Below are 17,320 nucleotides of genomic sequence, written 5' to 3'. Positions count from 1 at the left end.
CGTTGCGGCGCAGCGGGAATCGCGCTCTATGTTGCTTCGGCCATGAAGCGCTCGAAAGAGTCCTTGTATCGGGGATGCCAGCGCGACAGCGCCGGACGATTGAGAATGATGTCGTCGACCGCCCATTGCATGCGCCGCTCATCCATCTTCCTGTTAACCGCATTGTCGGGACAGAGAATATAGAAGTCGCCGCGGGCGAGACTGTCGAACATGAAATCGACGACCTGCTCCGGCAGCCAGGCGGACGCCGGCTTTTCTCTCGCCTCGGTGATGCCGGTGAAGGTGTGGCCGGGAATGAGAAGATGCGCGGAGATCCTGTCGCCGCACGCTTTGAGCAGCGCGTCCGCAAGAGACTCCGTGTAATTCTTCAGCGCCGCTTTCGACATGTTGTAGGCGGCGTTCCCCGGCGGGCTGGTGATGCCCTGCTTCGATCCCGTGTTGATGATCACGCCCGGTCTGTCGCTCGCGATCATCGCAGGCGCGAACGCCTCGACGCCATGGATGACGCCCCAGAGATTGACGTCGATCAGCGATTTCCAGTCATCGCTGTTCTCCCAGGGCAAACCGGGATTCCGGCCGACGCCGGCATTGTTCATTAAAATCGAGACCGCGCCGAAGCGGGATTTCACCTCGTTCGCCAGACGCGCGAGATCATCGCGCCGCGCGACATCAACGGCGACAGCGAGCACATCGGTCGCGCCGTTCGCAGAAGCCGACGCGACGTCCTTCGCCGCCTTGTCGAGCGTCGCGCCGGCAAGATCGGCGAGCGCGATTTTCAATCCCATGCCGGCGAAGCGACGCGCGGCGGCAAGGCCAATGCCGCTGGCTGCGCCGGTCACGACGGCGACGTCGCCTGGGGCGAATGCGGCGGGAAGCGAGCGCTGATCAGTCATCTGACATTCTCCGGGTTGGCGCCTAAGAGCATGGCGCGAAAAAGTGGGAACCGGTTTTTCCGAGACGAACGCAGAGCGTTCGCTCTGCAAAAGCATGCTCTCAATTTTTGGAATCGATCACGTTCCCGCACTTTGATTGATTCAATCAAAGTGCGGCGTGATCTTGAGCAACGCCGCGCGATCCGGATGTCAAATTCAAAAGAAAAAGCCCCGGATCGAAATCCGGGGCCTCGCAGGATTGTGTGACGATTGAGCGTCAGCCCTTGCGCACCACGTTCTTCAGCACCGGCGCAGGATCGCTGCCCCACTTCGTGGTGAAGCCAAGCGAGAAGATATCGGCGTGCGACTTCGCCTGACCGGTATAGACGGCGCCGAATGGCGCAGCTTCACGAATGTCGGCGCTGCGAATGATGACGCGAGAATAGGACGCGTTGACGGTGATCCGATCAGTAACGGCGTAGGACAGGCCGGTCGAGAGCCAGATGCGATCATTGTCAGGCAGGCGCGTCGTGCGCACTGCCGTGTCGATCGGCGAGATCTCGTAGGCGACGCCGGCGCGCAGGGTCAGATTGGGATCCCAGCGATATTCGCCGCCAAGGGCGAACATCCAGCCATCCTTATATTCAAGCGGCAGCACGCGCAGCGGGAACAACGGATTGGCGAGCGCCGGGCCTGTGAAGGCCGACGTGCCGATGCGGCTCCAGTTGAGCCATTCGGCCGACGCGAGCAGGTCGAACTGCGGCACGATCGTCTGCCGCAAGCTGACATTCACGCGATCAGGCAGGCGCACCGTCGTGCTGGCGCTGGTGAAACCGGCCGGCAACGGGAAGCCGAGGAAGTCGCCATCGAGCTTCTGGTCGATGCGCGAGCGATAGCCGACGCCGATCGACGTGCCCATAAATGGCTTCCAGGTGAGGCCGGCGGTCACGCCGACGTTCCAGCCATCGCCCTTCACCCCGACGACAGGCGGGGTCGGGCCCGCGCCGCCCGCGGCTTCGAGGCTCACCTTCATATACTGGATCTGCAGCCCGACGCCGACCGAAAGCTGCGGATTGATCTCGTAGGCCAGTGACGGGGTGAAAGTGTAGGTCTTCAGCTTCGTCGTCAGCGAATCGAGTTGTCCGCCCCATGGAGTCGCAGGCTTCGTGATGGAACCGTAAGGCACATTGAAGGACACGCCGGCGGTGAAGCCGTAGCCGAGCGGCACGATGAGATAGGACGCAGGCACGAGCACGTCCTGGCCGATGTCGCCCGACGGGAGCGTGCCGCCAAAGGCGCCCGGAATGACGCCGCTGACGCCGCGAATGCGCGTCTCGGGCTGAACCACCGAGAAGTTGCCTTCGTAGGTGATCTTGTTGAACTCGGTCATCAGAGCCGGGTTGATGTACATCCCCGACGGCGACGTCGAGCCGGGCGCGGCGAAGCCCGCATAGGCCAGGCCGTTGAAGACCGCGCTTTGCTCATTGTTGATGAAGCCGCCCGCCTGCGCGGCGCCGCCGGTCAGGATCGCAGCGGTGGCGGACGCTGCGAGAAGGCCGGAGCGCAAAGTTGACTTCATCTTCATCGTGTTTCCTCGCCCGAGGTGTTTTGTTGTGCGGGCGAGTGTGGCGGGCGCCGCGAAATGGGGCAATGCCGAACAATGAAGAGGCGGCGCCGAAAATCTTGAATCGAATTCTCAACCCAGTCCGAATTCATCTGAATATTCAGCTCGTTAGTGAGGGAGTCAGATTCAACGCGCGAGCACGCCGGCAGCTCCCGTGTGTCGAAATTGTGTCATGCGTTGCCGCCGCGCCACAGATCGGCAACTCGCGGAAATACGAAACTCACAGGCTTGGCGAAGCGATGCGAGCGGATCGCTCGAGAGGCTGCGAATCAAAAAACCCTCCGGCTTTCGCCGGAGGGTCTGATTTCGGATCGAACGAAGCCGATCAGAAGGTGCGCTGCACGCGGAAGCGAACCGTCCAGGCGCCGTCCTTCTGCTTCGAAGGCTGGCCGTTCGTCGTCACGCCCGTCTGGGCGACAACGCCCGGAACGTACAGAGCCGTCGAGCCCTTGCCTTCGATGCGCTGGTAGGCGCCTTCGATGCCGATGTCGAGCGCCCGAACCGGCGACCACATCAGGTTCGCGCCAGCAGCCCAGTAGTTCCAATCCGCGATGTTGCCGGGATTGTTGAACTGCGAGTAGCCGCCGAAGAAGCCCGACCGCAGGGTCGGAGCCCAGAAGTGCTGCAGCGCAGCCACGACGCCCCAGGTCTTCGACTTGGCGACACCGTTGGTCAGCGGGTTGATGTAGGCGTCAGAGCCATAGTACGCGAACGAGTTGCCGAGGCCCTGGTTGTTCAGGGTCGCGGAGAACCAGTTCGAGTGGACATAGGACATCGCGCCATCGGCGTAAGCCGCGTTCACCCAGAGGTAATCGCCCGGAGCGAGCATCGGCAGGTTGATCATCACGCCACCCTGCACAGCCCAGCCGTACTTGGAGTTGACGTTCGCGCCACCGATACCGACGACCGGGATCTGGTGAACAGCGGCCGACACCTGCGCGGCGCCCCAGCTCTGCTCGACGCCGAGAGCGGCGACGATGTCAGGCATGCGCGAGCCGCCATAGTACGACACAGCCGAACCGCCAGCGAGATCGTTGCCCGCGCCGCCGACAGCGCCATTGACGCCGACGCCGGCGTTCGACAGGGCCTGACGACGCCAGATCGCGTCTTCAGCCGACACGCTCGCATAGAAGCCCGAGCCAAAGGTCGCGATGTAGCCGAGAACGTTGGTCGTTCCCAAGCTGGACATCGGGATCGTGCCGATGATTTCAGGCGACTTGTTGAAGTCAAACAGCGACGTCGTACGACCGGCGACGAAACCGCCCCACTGCACGAACGCCTTGTCGAGGATCACCTGCGTCTGCGAGCGGCCGGCCCAGCCGGAGTCGTTCGCCGCGGCGTAGTTGGCGCCGCCCGTGGTGTTGCCGTTACCGACGACGTCGATCGCGTAGCCCTGACGGAACGCCGAGCCCGAACGCTCGTTGCCCGTGCGGACCGCAACGTCGACGCGGACGAACGCGCGGAGCGTGCCGTACGCAGTCGGGTTACGCGCATCGAGTTCGAGGCGGCCCTGAGCGCGCGTGCCGAACGGGCTGGCGTGCGCCGCGAAGGGCTGCGAATACTGCATCTGGTAGCGGGCGAAGCCGCCGACCTTCAAGCAGACATCCGTGCCCGGGATATAGAAAAAGCCTGCGCCATACGCGGAGCAGACCTTCACGTACTCAGCCGGAGCCGCCTTGCGGGAAGGCAGATCGGCGGCCGAGGCGCTCGCAACGGCAGCAATACCAGCTGCCGATCCGAGGAGAAGGCTCTTCACGAGCTTCATTCTTGACCTCCAAAGTTATCGAGACCCTGGGAGCGTATTCTTCCTCTTCAGGCCTTCCCCGGAGCAAACCCCGGATCGACTCTTTGTGAGTTAGAACCCTGTCCCCTACCTTCGCCCCCCAGCCGGCGAACCGGCCCTGAACCAAAGGCAAGCGACAGGACGCTCCCGTCGCTGAAGGCACCATACGGATAGCCGCTCCCGGTTCAACCGAACTTGTCACGCCAAGGCCCTGTTTTGGCCATTTTGGGAGGGGGTGTTGCAGCGCCGCCACGGTCGCGAAAGCAGCCCGAAGGCGCTCTGCAAAGCAACGTAAGATATTGAATAATATGGTATATTATCCATTTTTGAATCAATCCACGGAAACTCGTAGTTAAAGGATTGTTTCCGCCGGGGCCGTTCGCCTCCGCTGGCGGAGGCCTCCGCCACAGTTGTGGCGGCGCTTGCATCCGGATCGATTCGATTCCCGCGAAGTTTCTGCGAAGAAACGCGACCTTACCTTGCAGGACCCGGATTGATCGCCGCCGGAGCGAGACCAGCGCGCCAACGGGCGATCATTTCGCCATAGGCCGCCTCGAGCGATCGCCGCAGCCTGTCCGGATCGAACAACGGCGCCTGATCGCGCGCAGCGGCGAGCCTTGCGCGCAACGCCGCCAGAGCCCCGGCGTCCCGCGCAAGCGCGATCGCCGTCCGTTCATAGGCGGCGAGATCGGGGGCGATTAATTCCGGCAAGCCGACTGCGGCGACAAGACTGGCGCAGACGCGGGCGGTGAAGCTGCGGCCGGGAACCGTCAGCACGGGCAGCCCGGCCCAGAGCGCGTCGCTCGCCGTCGTGTGCGCATTGCAGGGCACGCCGTCGAGAAACAGATCCGCCAGTCGATGACGCGCCAGATGCTGGTCGAGCGGCAGCCGGCCAGCGAAGGCAAGGCGGACGGAATCGACGCCCCTCGCCTCGGCTTCACGCCGAAGATTGTCCTTGCACCTGTTATCGCCGGCATAGAGCCAGAGAACCGAACCCGGGACCGCCTGAAGGATTCGCATCCAGACCTCGAACATCGGCGGCGTCAGTTTGTAATTATGGTTGAACGAGCAGAACACGAAACCCCGTTCGGGCAGGCCGCATTCGGCGCGGGCCGGCGTCTCGTCCGCAATCGCGCGCTTGCGATCATTGGCCTGATAGCAACCGGGCAGCCGCACGATTTTTTCGCTGTAGAATTTTTCCTCTTCCGGCGGGATGATGGTCTCGTCGGCGATGAGATAATCGATAAAATCCGCGCCTGATGTGCAGGGAAAACCGAGATAGGCGACTTGCACAGGCGCAGGGCGATGCGCGAACACGCCAAGCCGGCCGTGTTGCGTATGGCCCTTGAGATCGACCGCGATATGGACGCCCATGTCGCGCATGCGCTGCGCGATCGCCGCGTCGCTCATTCCGCGCGCATCGATGAAATGATCGAACGCCGCGACGAGTCGCTTGCGCATGTCGCTGCCATCATCTGCTCCTGTCGAGATCGCGATCGTCTCGAACCGCGCGCGATCATGCAGCTCGAACAGCTCCGCCATCAGAAACGCCGTCGCGTGCGCATGGAAATCCGCCGAGACGTAAGCGACGCGAATCTTGCTCCCGACAGGCGGCGACGGCGACGCGACGGCCGGCGGAAATTTGCGCGAAGCCGCGCGCGCCGAGCGCAACTGTAGCTCGGGATCATCGATGATGGACAGGGTCTGGAATGGATGGGCGTCGAAATCCTGCTGCGCCGCAAGGGCTTTCAACACCGCGACATGCTCGCGCCAGCCCGTCCACAGACTCATTTTCTGCGCCGCCGAAATCAGCGAAGCGCGCGCCGGAATCGATCTGGGATCAGCCGCGACCGCGCGCGCGAGCATCGCGTGAGCTTCTTCGAGGCGATCCGCATCATGCAGGAGATTGCCGAGATTGATCAGCGCATAGGGATTGTTCGGCTCGATCTTCAGCGCATTGCGATAGCAGGCGGCCGCCTCCTCGCGACGGCCCCGCTCGTCGAGCAAATTGCCGAGGTTGTAATGCGCCTCGAACAGATTTCCCTGGGCGCGGATCGCCTGCCGATAGGATTTCTCCGCCGCCTTCTCGTCGCCGAGCGCGCGCTGCGCCGCGCCAAGCCTGAGCAGAACGACCGCGTGGCCCGGCCGCTCCTTCAGCGCCCGCTCAAGCAGCGGAATGGCGTCCATCGAACGCCCCTGCTGGAACAGCGCTGTTCCCAGAAGATTGAGCGCGTCGAACTGCCTCTCATCGCGCGCCAGCACGTCGCGATAAAGCGTCTCCGCTTCCGCAAGCCGGTTCTGACGATGCGCCTCGACGGCGCGCTGCAGGAGATTCGGAATCATCTGGCGGCAAGGCGGACGGCGATCATGGCCGCCCATAAACCATCTACGCCCGGACGGGGACTCGTCTCCCGAAAATCCGGGGCGGCGGTTGCATTCGCGTCCGCTATAGCCGACACGACGCCGCCGTCCGGCGACCTGCCCGATCTCTCAAGTGAGCCGAAACCTCCTCTATGTCGTTACGGAAGACTGGTTCTTCCGCTCGCATTTCGTCCCCATGGCGGAGGCCGCGCGCGCGGCCGGATTCAAGATCTGGATCGCCTGCCGCTGGGGCGAGGCGCGCGCCGACCTCGAATCCCGGGGCTTTCGGCTTCTCCCGCTCGACGGCGACAGGAAGAAGGTGTCGCTCGGATCGGCGCTGGCCGAATTCGCCGCGATCCGGCGCGCGATCCGCGACCACGACATGGACATCGTCCATTTCATCGCGCTTCGGCCGATTCTGATCGGCTTTGCGCTGGCGCTTACGGAATGGCGGCATCGTTCCGTCTATGCGCTCACCGGGCGCGGCTGGTTGGGGATTTCTCCGAAATGGCCGGCGCGCCTGCTGCGCGCGGCGCTCAAAGCGACAATTCCGCTGCTGTTCGCCGGCCGCCGAAGCTGGTTCCTGTTCGAGAATCGCGACGACCCCGCTTTTTTCGGGCTTGATCTCACGCGAAACGCCAACATCTCGATCCTCGGCGGCGCCGGCGTCGACGCCGGGCAGTGGAAGCCCCTCCCCCTGCCTCCGCTGGATCGTCTGCGCTGCGCCTTCGTCGGCCGCATGCTGCGCTCGAAGGGCGTCGAGGACGCGGTCGAGGCTATCAGGATCGCGCGGGCGGCCGGAGTCCCGGTCGAATTGTCGCTGTTCGGCGACCCCGACCCGCAGAATCCTGCGAGCCTCACCCGCGCGCAGCTCGAAAGCTGGACCGGCGCCGACGGCGCGGCCTGGCGCGGGCGGACGCGGGACATCGCCGGCGTATGGACTTCCCATCACCTTTGTCTGCAACCGTCCCTTGCGGCGGAAGGACTGCCCCGATCGATGCTGGAGGCCGCGGCGTCAGGGCGCGGCTTCATCACCACGGACACGCCGGGTTGCCGCGAATTCGTCCGAAATGGCGTCGAAGGACGGGTCGTCGCGCCGGAACGGCCTGACGAGATCGCCGCGGCGATCGCGCAGGTCTGGAGCGATCCTTCGCAACTGGAAACATGGGGCGAGAATGCGCGCCGGCGCGTGCTCGACGGCTTCACCGTCGAAGCCGTGACTTCCGACGTGCTGTTGGCCTACAACAGCTTATTGCGATAGGAACCCGTGAAATCCGGCCGCTGGCGGCCTTGTCCCGATGCGGCGACCTGCCTGATGGTCGCCGCCTGGCAGTTTGAGGACCAATCGAATAGATGCCACGCCTGCGGAAATATTCAGTCCTGATCGCGCTGCATGATTTCGTCGCGTCGCTCGTCGCGTTCGTGGCGGCATTCGCGGCGCGGCTGGGAACGACCGATTTCCTGCGCAGTTCCGACGACCTGATCTATTCGGGCCTCACTTTCGCGGTCATCTGCGTCATCGTCTATCAGATCATCGGGCTGTCTTCGGCCTACTGGCGCTACACCTCGATCGCCGACGTTCGCCTCATCGTCGTCGCCACGGCCGTCTCGATTCTGATCTGGACCACGCTCACCTTCACCATCACGCGACTCGAATCGACGCCGCGCTCCCTGCCCTTCATCCTGTTCCTTGCAGAAGTCGCCGCGCTCACCGGGCCGCGCATCTGTTACCGCATGCTTCGCGACTATCGGGACCGGCGCAAATCAAGGAGCGCCAATCGCCGCGTGACGCGCCTGCTGCTCGTCGGCGGGCCGAGCGACGTTTTCAAGGTGATCAACTGGGCGGCCGCCTATCCGCATCAGCTCGAAGTGATCGGCATTCTCGGCGACAAGCAGCGCCATGTCGGGCTTTCGATCCAGGGCATTCGCATTCTTGGCGTCATCCGCGACCTTTCATCGGTGCTGGACAAGCTTCAGCGGGAAGATCGCTTTCCCGACAGCGCGCTGATCTGCGCCTCGCTGCAACGGCTCAATTCCGACGAGCAGGACATTCTCGCGACGGTGACCGGTTTGCGCGGCGTGCGCCTGCATAAAGAGTTCCGCCCCGACCAGATTCTCGGTCAGACGATCGGCTCGCTGCCGCCGCTTGCGCGACTGCTCGGCCGCGCCGAGACCGGCGCGATGCCGGCCGCGACGCAGGAAAAGCTCGTCGGCGGCAAGAAGATCCTGATCACCGGCGCCGGCGGCACGATCGGCGCCGAGGTCGCGCGCTATGTCGCGGCGGCGACGCCAGCGCGGCTCGGCCTTCTCGATGTCAGCGAATTCAATCTCTATCAGATCAGGCGCGAGCTGCAGGACGAGTTCCCCGATCTCGATATCGACCCGATCCTCTGCAACATCCGCGATCAGGATATCGTGCGCAGCGTGATCCGCGATTTCGCGCCCGACATCGTCATCCACGCCGCGGCGCTGAAGCATGTCGACATGGTCGAGGAGACGCCGCGCGAGGGCGTGCTCACCAACATCATCGGCACGATCAATGTGGCGGAGGCGACCGCGGAATCGGGCGCAGCGATCTTCGTGCAGGTGTCGACCGACAAGGCGGTGGACCCATCGAGCGTGATGGGCCTCACGAAGCGCCTGTGCGAGCTTTATGTCTCCTCGCTCGACAGCCGGCGGCTCGAAAACGGCGAGACCGGCACACGCTTCATGTCGGTGCGCTTCGGGAACGTCATCGGTTCATCAGGTTCGGTGGTGCCGCTGTTCCGACAGCAGATCGAGCGCGGCGGCCCTGTCACCGTGACGCATCCTGATATGGACCGCTATTTCATGACCGTCCGCGAGGCGGCCGGCCTGATCTTCCAGGCCGCGCATGACGGCATCCAGAATGATCGCCGCCGCGGCCGCGTGTTCGTTCTCGAGATGGGCAAGCCGGTGAAGATCGTCGATCTCGCCAAGCAGCTCATCGCATCGCTCGAACTGTCGCCGGACCAGAAGATCGACATTGTTTTCACCGGCCTGAGACCCGGCGAGAAGTTGAGCGAGAAGCTGTTCTGCGACGATGAAACCTGCTTCCACACCGCCCACCCCGGCGTGCTCTACGCCGAGCCGCGCAGCGCCGCGCCGGAATTCTCCCCCGAAGCGATCAGGCAGTTGCGCGAGGCGGCCTACGCCAATGATCGACCGGCTCTCATCAAGCTGCTGCGCGATCTCGCGACGAGCAGCGGCGTGGTGATGACCGATCCGGAATCGCTTGAACTGTCGGCGCTCGCAGAGCGGAAGACGCCGGAATCGACGGCCGACAACGTGCTGCCGCTGAAACTGAAGCGCCCGCGCTGAGCGGCGCTCTGATATCCTTGAGTTCCGCGTCGCGTCACTGATGGACCGCACCTATCTGTCTCCGGGGAGACGCGACGCGCTGATTGTCGCATGCGATCATGCCGCGCGTGCCGCGATCCTCTACGGCCTGCCGCTCGCCACCGCCTTCGCCAACAAGGCAGCCCTGCCTGCGGTTTGCGTCGCCGCCATTTTCTGCGTGATCAGCCAGTCACTGCGAAACGGCTCCTTGATCTCGGGCCTTTTCGCGCTGCGGCCGCGCTACTCTCCTGAATTCGCGATCGTCGCCCTTTTTGTGGCGTACGCGGTGCTGTCGCTGACATGGACGTTGAATATACGGGAATCGGCTTTTGCTCTGGGCGAGACCCTCATTGCCGTGATCGCAAGCGCAATCGTTACGAAAGGCCTCGCCGAATATCCGCGCGAAGCCCTTGTCCGCCATCTCTGCCTGTCGCTGATCATCTGCTCCGCGCTGGTCGCGTTCGAGCTGACATTCAACATGCCGCTGCGCCGGATGATCGGCTCGCGTGTTGAGTTGCTGCAATATAATCGCGCCGTTGAAGCGATGTCGCTGATGGCGCCATATCTGATCTCGCGGCTGTTCGATCGCAGCGAGCGACGATTCGTATGGCTGGCGGTCGCAGTGCTCGCCGCGACTGCTCTGAAATCGCAAACCGGCTCCGGCATGAGCGCGATATTCGCTGGTATTGTGGTGATGTTGCTTGCGCGCATGAACCTGACCGTCGTGCGCCGATGCGGCCTCGTCTGCACCCTGCTCGCGCTGGCGGCCGCGCCTTTCGTCGGCGAATTCCTCCATCAGTATATGCCCGTGCGCCTGGAAAAGATGCTGGCGAGCGTGCATGCGCCCGAGCGCATCGAAATCTGGCGCATCTACGGACACTCGCTGCGTCACGCGCCGCTCTTCGGAACTGGATTCGGCTCCTCGGCCTCGGTGACGTCATCGAATCTCGTCGCCGACGCGCCGGAGGACATCCGCGCGCTGGTCGCGATGCATCCCCACGACATATTCCTGCAGATATGGACCGAGATGGGCGCGATCGGGGCGCTGCTGATGGCGGCGCTGATCTGGCGCGTCTATCGCATCATCGGCGAGCAGCCGCGCGAGCAGCAGATATCATCACTGACTTTCATGGCCTCGTCGGGCGCGCTCGCGCTCGTCGCCCATGGCGCATGGCAAGGCTGGCTCATCGCGTCGATAGGCGCGGGCGTCGCGATTCTCTCGCTGATGTCGCGCTCGCGCGCAGCGTGAAGCGCTTACCAGCCGCCCGTGTCGACCGGCGGATCGATCATGCGCGCGAGGCCTTTTTCGCTGGGCTCGACCGGTTTCCAGCCCAACGCTGTTAGCGCCGGACATTCCACGATGAAATCGCGATCGAGACGTTCGATCATGTCGCCGAGACGCGGCAGCCGCGCGGCGATCGCAATCGCAAAGCGCGGCAAGGGCGCGATATTGGGCCTTGCGCCGCGCGCAGCGCGCAGCGCCACGATGAAATCCTCGGCGGTGAAAGGCCGCGGCTCCGCCACGAGAAATCGCCCGCCGGCCGCGCGCTCTTCCACGAGCAGCGCCCGCGCCGCGTCGGCGAGATTGCGGTCGGTGACGAACGAACGTCGGCCTCTCAAGCCGCGCGCCGGGATCGGCATGGGCGCCTGCGCCATTTGCGCCATCAGCGCGAAGGCGCCGCGCGCGCTCGCGCCGCAGACGGCTGTCGGACGCAGAATCGCCGTGGGAACGCCGCTCGCGAGCGCAGTCGCCTCGCCTTCGAGTTTCGAGCGGCCATAGGCGTCGGTCGGCGCCCAGGGCGAGTGATCGTCGATCACGACGTCGGACGACGCGCCAGCGATGGCGCGCACCGACGAGATAAACACGAAACGCGTGATACCTGCGCTGCGCGCCGCGCGCGCCAGCGCGCCGGTCGCTTCAGCATTGATGCGGAACATCTCGCTGTCGGCGACGCCGCGCGGCTGATGCGCGAGACCCGCGGCATGCACAACGGCGTCGCAGCCTTCGAGCGCGGCGGCCCAGTCAACAGCCTCGCGCAGGTCGCCCACAGCGACCTCCTCCATGATCCGGCGAAAATGAGTCGGGCGACGCGCCGCAACGCGCACGCGCCAGCCGGAATGATGGAGATGGCGCGCGATCGCGCCGCCGACGAATCCGCTCGCGCCGGTGACGAGCACGCGCCGAGTCGGAGATTCCTGGTCGCGCCGGTCCGTCCCATCCATCATCGGGCGAATTCTCGCCGCGATTGGCTGCGCGATGTCCGCTCCGAAGCGACTTCCACTTGTCCCCGTCTCGTTCTAGAGCGCCCGATCATCTGACCCGGCCGTGACTTCGACCATGTATGAGAGATTCGGAAAGCGCGCACTCGATCTCGCGCTGTCCGCCGTCTGCCTGACCCTTCTTTCGCCCCTGCTGCTGATCGTGGCCGGCGCCATCCTACTCATGGACGGCGCGCCCACGCTTTTCCGTCAGGTGCGGGACGGCCGCGACGGCGCCACTTTCGTCATCTTCAAGTTCCGGACCTACCCCGTGGGCACGCCGGAATTGTCGTCCGCCGACGCCGCGGCGCTGAAGCCGACGCGGCTCGGCGCCTTCCTGCGCCGCACGAATCTCGACGAGCTGCCCCAGCTCTTCAATATCCTGATCGGCGACATGAGTTTCGTCGGACCGCGGCCGGGCCTGCCGTCCCAACACCTCCAGGCCCGCATACGACGCGAGAACGGCGCGGATCGCATCAGGCCGGGCCTCACCGGTCTGGCCCAGATCCGCGGCGTCACCGGCATGACGGAGGCCGAGAAGGCTGAAAACGACGGCGAATATGCCCGCAAGATCACCTTTCTCGGCGATCTCTGGATCATGGCCCGCACGGCGATTTTCATCCTGAAGCGGCCGCCGGTCTATTGAACCGGAGCGGCTTCGAATGTCCGGCGCTTGACAATAGGATTAAAAGCACATATATGGGACTATAGATCACTCAGGAGCGCGCCATGCCCGCCACCGGCCATCTCCAGCTTCCCCTCCTCTCCGCCGCCCAGGCGCAGAAGCATGTCACCCACAATGAAGCGCTGCTGATGCTCGACGGGCTCGTCCAGCTCTCCGTTCTCGACCGCACGCATGCCGCACCACCCTCCTCGCCTGCCGACGGCGCGCGCTATCTCATCGCGGCCTCCGCGACCGGCGCATGGGCAGGCAAGGACGGCCAGATCGCCTTCTTGCAGGACGCCGCCTGGCGCTATCTCGTCCCTGACGAAGGCTGGCTCGTCTTCGTCGCCGCCGAGCGGCACATGCTGGTCTTCCACAGCGGCGCCTGGACCGATCTCAAGGTGCGCAGCGCCGAGACGCTCGGGATCAATGCGACGCCCGATTCCGGCCATCCTCTTGCGGTCGCCGGCGACGGAACTTTGCTCACCGCTGCGACAAGCGATCATCGCCTCACCGTGAACAAGGCTTCGACCGGCGCGACCGCAAGTCTGCTTTTCCAGAAGGCCTATTCCGGTCGCGCCGAAATCGGCCTCGCCGGCGACGATGATCTCAGCGTAAAGACAAGCAGCGATGGTTCAAGCTGGAGCGAGACGATGCGCTTCGCGACGGATCGCATCATCGCGGGCGCGCCGATCAGGCTGAGGAATTCGACGGTCGCCGCCCTGCCTTCCGCCAGCGGCGCAGGCGCCGGCGCGCTGATCTATGTCAGCGACGCCTCCGGCGGGGCCGTGCCCGCTTTCTCCGATGGATCGTCATGGCGCAGCGTCGCCGATCGCGCGGTGATAAGCTGATGATCGCCCTCGCTGCGATCATCAGCGATTGGTTGTTGCTGATTTTGACGGCGGCGTTTCGCGCTTTCAGCGCGATTGCGCTTTTCTCAAAGTCCGATCCCGCGCGCCGCATTGAGATAGGCGGGGATCAGCAGCATGGCGTAGGGCGCGACGAGCGCCAGCGACTTCTCGTCATAGGCGTTCGCGACGTCGAGAATGTTCATCGTGCCGATGGTCGCGGCGTTATAGACGATCGGGATGTTGATGCAGCTCGCGCATCCCAGGCTCTCGATCAGCGCGTGGTCGGGAAAAGCCCAGCGGATGTCCTCCATCGTGCGGCCGAGCCATGGTGTGCGTTTTCTGATGACGAGATCGCCCCATGGCGTCGGCCCCATGCGCTTGCGGCCCGCGAGCTTGTAGGAGTCGGGCTGCGAGGAGTAGACGCGCGCCACCTCCTCGCCATCGACGTAAAGCAGCGTGAACAGCTTGTGGCCGACAAGCGATTTCGTCTTCTCGTCGAGCCAGCGATAAAGCGTCTGCGGTTGGCCGACTTCACCAAGCAGAGCGGCGGCTTCTTCGAGCATCATGCAGCGTCTCCAACGCGGGGAACGGGTCGCGACTGCTCCGGCAGCAGCCCTTGCGGCCTGAGCCGCAGGATCAGGATGAGCGCCGCTCCGATCAGCATCTCGCGCGTGGCCGCGACCTGCACCGGCCCGAGTCCCGGAATAAGTTCGACGATGAAGCGCGTGCCTTCGAGAAACGCGATGACGAGATAGGCGCCGATCACGGGGCCGATCGGCCGGCCAAGTCCACCCGCCGTCACCGCGAGAAAAATATAGATCGTGATCAGCGGCTGGAAGAGATCGGGCGCGATATAGGAGGTGTAGTGGCCATAGATCGCGCCCGCGAGTCCAGCGACTGCCGCCGACAGCGCGAATGCCTCGATCTTGAAGCGCATCACCTTCTTGCCGGCGAAGGCGGCGAGTTCGGGATCTTCGCGGATCGCCTTCAGCGTTCGCCCATAGGGCGCATCATCGAGACGTTTCGTGAGGAGATAAACGATCGCGACGATGATGAAGACGAAGACGCAATAGAAGGGATGGAAATTTGGGCCAAGCTCCGCGCGCCAGGGGCCGGGAATGCCTGAGATGCCGTCCGATCCACGCGTGAGCCAAGCCTCGTTGAGGGCGATGAGCCGCACCGTTTCGGCGAAGCCAAGCGTCACGATCGCGAGATAGTCGTCGCGCAAACGCGCCGTCGAAATCGTGACGATGAATCCTGCCACTGCGCCAGCCGCGAGTGACGCGATAAGCCCGATCGCGATCGGCAGGCCGAAGCCTTTTGTCAGAATGGCGGAGGCGTAAGCGCCGACAGCGAAGAATCCGGCGAGGCCGAGATTGACCATGCCCGCGCCGCCCCAGATGAGATTGAGGCTTTGCGCGAGCAGCGCATAGACGCCGCCGATGGTGAGGATGAAGAAGAGATAGCTCGTCATGGCGCCATCACGCGAACCTGTCGCCCATGAGGCCGCGCGGCTTCACCGACAGCATCACGAGAATGACGAGAAAGCCGATCGCCGAACGATAGGTCGGCGCGACGATGAACAGCGACAGTTCCTCGGCGATGCCGAGAGCAAACGCGCCGACGACAGCGCCGGGAAGGCTCCCCAGCCCGCCGAGCACCGCAGCGGCGAACACGGCGAGCAGCACGCGGAATCCCGTGAGTGGATCGATCGACGTGTCGAGCCCGATGAGCACGCCGCCGACGCCGCAGAGGCCGCAGCCGATCAGCACCGCGACGAGCTCGACCTGCGCCGGCACGATGCCTTTCAGCCGCGCGAGATCAGCGTTGTCGGCGACCGCGCGCATCGCGCGGCCAAGCCGCGTGAATTTCAGGAAGGCGAAGGCGGCGAGCATCACGCCGATGCCGATCAATGCATTCTCAGCCTGCTGCGGTCCGATCCTGATGTCGCCGAACCTGATATCGCGCACAATCGGCAGATCATAGGCCTTGAGGTCGTTGCCGAAGATGAAGCGCACGACATTTTCGAGCACGACTCCTAACGCGATCGAAGCGATCGCAGCAGGCAAGGCGCCAGCGGGTCGTAAGGGCGTCATCGCCAGCCATTCGCAGATGGCGCCGACGATTGCGGCGACAATAAAAGCGAGCGCAATCGACAGCGCGACTCCGGCGCCGAATTTCGTGTTGATCACCCAGGCGGCGAAAGCGCCGATCGTCGCATAGGACGCGATGGCGAAATTGGGATAGCGCAGCACCGCGAACATCGCGGAAAAGCCGACGGCCGGGACGGCGAGCAGCGCCCCGGTCATCAACCCATTGAGAATGGCTTGGAGAAGCAGCGCCATCAGGCGATGCGCATCAGCGCGATCTTGCCGCCCTTCACCTGCTCATAGCGGAACTTGCAATCGATGATGTCGCCGGCCTCGGTGAAGTCGCAGGGGCCGGAGGCGCCTTCGTAATCAACCTTCGTCCCCGCTGCGATCGCCTTCAGTCCTTCGATCGCGTTCGTCACTTTCGTCCCGCCGCCCTGCGCGACTTTGCGCACATTCTCGCGAATGCCGGCGCCGCTCGCGTCCTTGCCCTGCGCGATCGCCATCAGGATCAGGTTGACGTGATCATAGACCTGGCAGGTGTAGGGATCGGGATTGGCCGCCTTGGAGAGTTCGACCGCATGCTGATAGGCGGGCGAACCTTCGGCGGTCGACGGCGCAAGCGTATAGACCCCTTCGGTCACATCGGCCGGATTCTCCGTCACCACCTTCTGGTTCACGGCGTAGGCGAAGGTGATGAGCTTGCCCTTGAAGCCGGCGCGGAACAGATCCTTCATCAACACCGTCGTGTCGGGCGCATAGCCGCCCATGAAGAGCACATCGGGATTATAGCGCAGCGCCTGATCGACCTCGCTGCGCAGTGACGGCTTCTTGTCGTCATAGATGAGCATCTCTGAACCGCCGCCGGCTTTCTCCATCGCAGCTTTCACGAGAGCCGCCGTCGCCTGCGTGAAGGGCGTTTGCGGCGCCATGTAGAACAGTTTCTTTGCGCCGAGCTCCAGCGCGAACTCGCCGAACTTCTTGCTCTGCAGCGTCGTGTTGGGCTGGGTGCGGATGAGATAGCCCTGATGCGGCAGCGCGGTGATGGAATCGGCGCCTGACACCGTTGCGAGGAACGTCTTCGATTCCCAACAGAGCGGCGCGACCGCCGTCGTCACCGCCGACGCCCATGTGCCCATGATCGCGACCGCCTTGTCGACATCGATCAGCTTGCGCGCCGCGCGCACGCCGGCTTCGGGATTGGTCTGGTCGTCTTCCGACACGATCACAACTTCGCGGCCAAGCACGCCGCCGGCCTTGTTCACTTCTTCCGCGACGGCCTTCGCCACGGTCGCCATGACGGGACCATAGGGGCCGCCGGCGCCGGTCAACGGCGTCAGAGTCGCAAGCTTGATCGGACCCGACGGCTGTGCGCGAACAACGGCCGGCGCGGCGACGCTGGCCGCAAGTCCCGTAGCAAGCGCGCGACGATCGATGCTGAAATTCGTCATGATCTCCT

Annotated in this window: 14 protein-coding genes; 5 read left to right on the top strand and 9 right to left on the bottom strand. The window is 64.2% G+C overall.

Annotation, left to right across the window (positions count from 1 at the left end):
* Positions 1-26: 26 nt before the first annotated feature.
* The 4 genes from L8F45_RS07230 to L8F45_RS07215 form a co-directional block, all read right to left on the bottom strand.
* Positions 27-893, bottom strand: a complete 867-nt coding sequence (locus L8F45_RS07230; protein WP_342362205.1) for an SDR family NAD(P)-dependent oxidoreductase — start codon at positions 891-893, stop codon at positions 27-29.
* 256 nt (positions 894-1,149) lie between these two features.
* Entirely contained in the window at positions 1,150-2,457 is a 1,308-nt protein-coding gene (locus tag L8F45_RS07225) for an OmpP1/FadL family transporter (RefSeq protein WP_342362204.1), read from the bottom strand.
* Between the two features lie 364 nt (positions 2,458-2,821).
* On the bottom strand, positions 2,822-4,261 hold the full coding sequence (locus L8F45_RS07220) for a porin (RefSeq protein ID WP_342362203.1): 1,440 nt from the start codon (positions 4,259-4,261) through the stop codon (positions 2,822-2,824).
* Positions 4,262-4,753: 492 nt separating this feature from the next.
* Positions 4,754-6,622, bottom strand: coding sequence for an O-linked N-acetylglucosamine transferase, SPINDLY family protein (locus L8F45_RS07215; protein ID WP_342362202.1), 1,869 nt, complete (start codon positions 6,620-6,622; stop codon positions 4,754-4,756).
* Positions 6,623-6,773: 151 nt separating this feature from the next.
* On the opposite strand from L8F45_RS07215, the gene L8F45_RS07210 reads away from it, so the two are divergent.
* From L8F45_RS07210 to L8F45_RS07200, 3 genes are all read left to right on the top strand, one after another.
* The gene (locus L8F45_RS07210; protein ID WP_342362201.1) at positions 6,774-7,901 is read left to right on the top strand and encodes a glycosyltransferase; all 1,128 of its coding nucleotides are present in this window, start codon (positions 6,774-6,776) and stop codon (positions 7,899-7,901) included.
* A gap of 92 nt (positions 7,902-7,993) precedes the next feature.
* On the top strand, positions 7,994-9,979 hold the full coding sequence (locus L8F45_RS07205) for a polysaccharide biosynthesis protein (RefSeq protein WP_342362200.1): 1,986 nt from the start codon (positions 7,994-7,996) through the stop codon (positions 9,977-9,979).
* A 40-nt stretch (positions 9,980-10,019) separates the two neighbouring features.
* A complete protein-coding gene (locus L8F45_RS07200) occupies positions 10,020-11,246 on the top strand; it encodes an O-antigen ligase family protein (RefSeq protein ID WP_342362199.1) in 1,227 nt (408 codons plus the stop codon).
* A gap of 5 nt (positions 11,247-11,251) precedes the next feature.
* Here L8F45_RS07200 and L8F45_RS07195 read toward each other — a convergent pair whose 3' ends face one another.
* Complete coding sequence (locus L8F45_RS07195; protein ID WP_342362198.1) at positions 11,252-12,223, bottom strand: NAD-dependent epimerase/dehydratase family protein; 972 nt, start codon at positions 12,221-12,223, stop codon at positions 11,252-11,254.
* A gap of 100 nt (positions 12,224-12,323) precedes the next feature.
* Between L8F45_RS07195 and L8F45_RS07190 the strand changes: the two genes are divergently transcribed.
* Together L8F45_RS07190 and L8F45_RS07185 are read left to right on the top strand one after the other, a co-directional pair.
* Positions 12,324-12,902 (top strand): sugar transferase, encoded by a 579-nt coding sequence (locus L8F45_RS07190; RefSeq protein ID WP_342362197.1) that lies wholly within the window; start codon positions 12,324-12,326, stop codon positions 12,900-12,902.
* An 83-nt stretch (positions 12,903-12,985) separates the two neighbouring features.
* Positions 12,986-13,771, top strand: a complete 786-nt coding sequence (locus L8F45_RS07185; RefSeq protein ID WP_342362196.1) for a DUF2793 domain-containing protein — start codon at positions 12,986-12,988, stop codon at positions 13,769-13,771.
* Positions 13,772-13,857: 86 nt separating this feature from the next.
* Here the strand turns inward: L8F45_RS07185 and L8F45_RS07180 are convergent, their stop codons facing one another.
* From L8F45_RS07180 to L8F45_RS07165, 4 genes are read right to left on the bottom strand one after another with little or no spacing between them, the layout of a single operon-like run.
* Complete coding sequence (locus L8F45_RS07180; protein ID WP_342362195.1) at positions 13,858-14,337, bottom strand: GAF domain-containing protein; 480 nt, start codon at positions 14,335-14,337, stop codon at positions 13,858-13,860.
* On the bottom strand, positions 14,334-15,245 hold the full coding sequence (locus L8F45_RS07175; RefSeq protein WP_342362194.1) for a branched-chain amino acid ABC transporter permease: 912 nt from the start codon (positions 15,243-15,245) through the stop codon (positions 14,334-14,336). The genes L8F45_RS07180 and L8F45_RS07175 overlap by 4 nt, the downstream gene beginning before the upstream one ends.
* A gap of 7 nt (positions 15,246-15,252) precedes the next feature.
* Positions 15,253-16,116 carry a branched-chain amino acid ABC transporter permease gene (locus L8F45_RS07170; protein WP_342362193.1) on the bottom strand — a complete coding sequence of 288 codons (864 nt, stop codon included), beginning with the start codon at positions 16,114-16,116 and terminating at the stop codon, positions 15,253-15,255.
* Positions 16,116-17,312 carry an ABC transporter substrate-binding protein gene (locus tag L8F45_RS07165; protein WP_342362192.1) on the bottom strand — a complete coding sequence of 399 codons (1,197 nt, stop codon included), beginning with the start codon at positions 17,310-17,312 and terminating at the stop codon, positions 16,116-16,118. Before L8F45_RS07165 ends, L8F45_RS07170 begins: the two co-directional genes overlap by 1 nt.
* Positions 17,313-17,320: the final 8 nt, after the last annotated feature.

This window comes from Terrirubrum flagellatum (assembly GCF_022059845.1).
GTDB classification, from domain to species: Bacteria; Pseudomonadota; Alphaproteobacteria; order Rhizobiales; family Beijerinckiaceae; genus Terrirubrum; species Terrirubrum flagellatum.
Note: the sequence above shows the minus strand (reverse complement) of the source record. Positions and strands in the feature narration are given on the sequence as shown.

Excerpts from the sequence above, each read along its gene's own strand:
- L8F45_RS07185 (WP_342362196.1), top strand. The coding sequence starts at position 12,986 with ATGCCCGCCACCGGCCATCTCCAGCTTCCCCTCCTCTCCGCCGCCCAG.
- L8F45_RS07165 (WP_342362192.1), bottom strand. The coding sequence starts at position 17,312 with ATGACGAATTTCAGCATCGATCGTCGCGCGCTTGCTACGGGACTTGCG.
- L8F45_RS07195 (WP_342362198.1), bottom strand. The coding sequence starts at position 12,223 with ATGATGGATGGGACGGACCGGCGCGACCAGGAATCTCCGACTCGGCGC.
- L8F45_RS07200 (WP_342362199.1), top strand. The coding sequence starts at position 10,020 with ATGGACCGCACCTATCTGTCTCCGGGGAGACGCGACGCGCTGATTGTC.
- L8F45_RS07215 (WP_342362202.1), bottom strand. The coding sequence starts at position 6,622 with ATGATTCCGAATCTCCTGCAGCGCGCCGTCGAGGCGCATCGTCAGAAC.
- L8F45_RS07175 (WP_342362194.1), bottom strand. The coding sequence starts at position 15,245 with ATGACGAGCTATCTCTTCTTCATCCTCACCATCGGCGGCGTCTATGCG.
- L8F45_RS07230 (WP_342362205.1), bottom strand. The coding sequence starts at position 893 with ATGACTGATCAGCGCTCGCTTCCCGCCGCATTCGCCCCAGGCGACGTC.
- L8F45_RS07180 (WP_342362195.1), bottom strand. The coding sequence starts at position 14,337 with ATGATGCTCGAAGAAGCCGCCGCTCTGCTTGGTGAAGTCGGCCAACCG.
- L8F45_RS07220 (WP_342362203.1), bottom strand. The coding sequence starts at position 4,261 with ATGAAGCTCGTGAAGAGCCTTCTCCTCGGATCGGCAGCTGGTATTGCT.
- L8F45_RS07205 (WP_342362200.1), top strand. The coding sequence starts at position 7,994 with ATGCCACGCCTGCGGAAATATTCAGTCCTGATCGCGCTGCATGATTTC.
- L8F45_RS07225 (WP_342362204.1), bottom strand. The coding sequence starts at position 2,457 with ATGAAGATGAAGTCAACTTTGCGCTCCGGCCTTCTCGCAGCGTCCGCC.
- L8F45_RS07170 (WP_342362193.1), bottom strand. The coding sequence starts at position 16,116 with ATGGCGCTGCTTCTCCAAGCCATTCTCAATGGGTTGATGACCGGGGCG.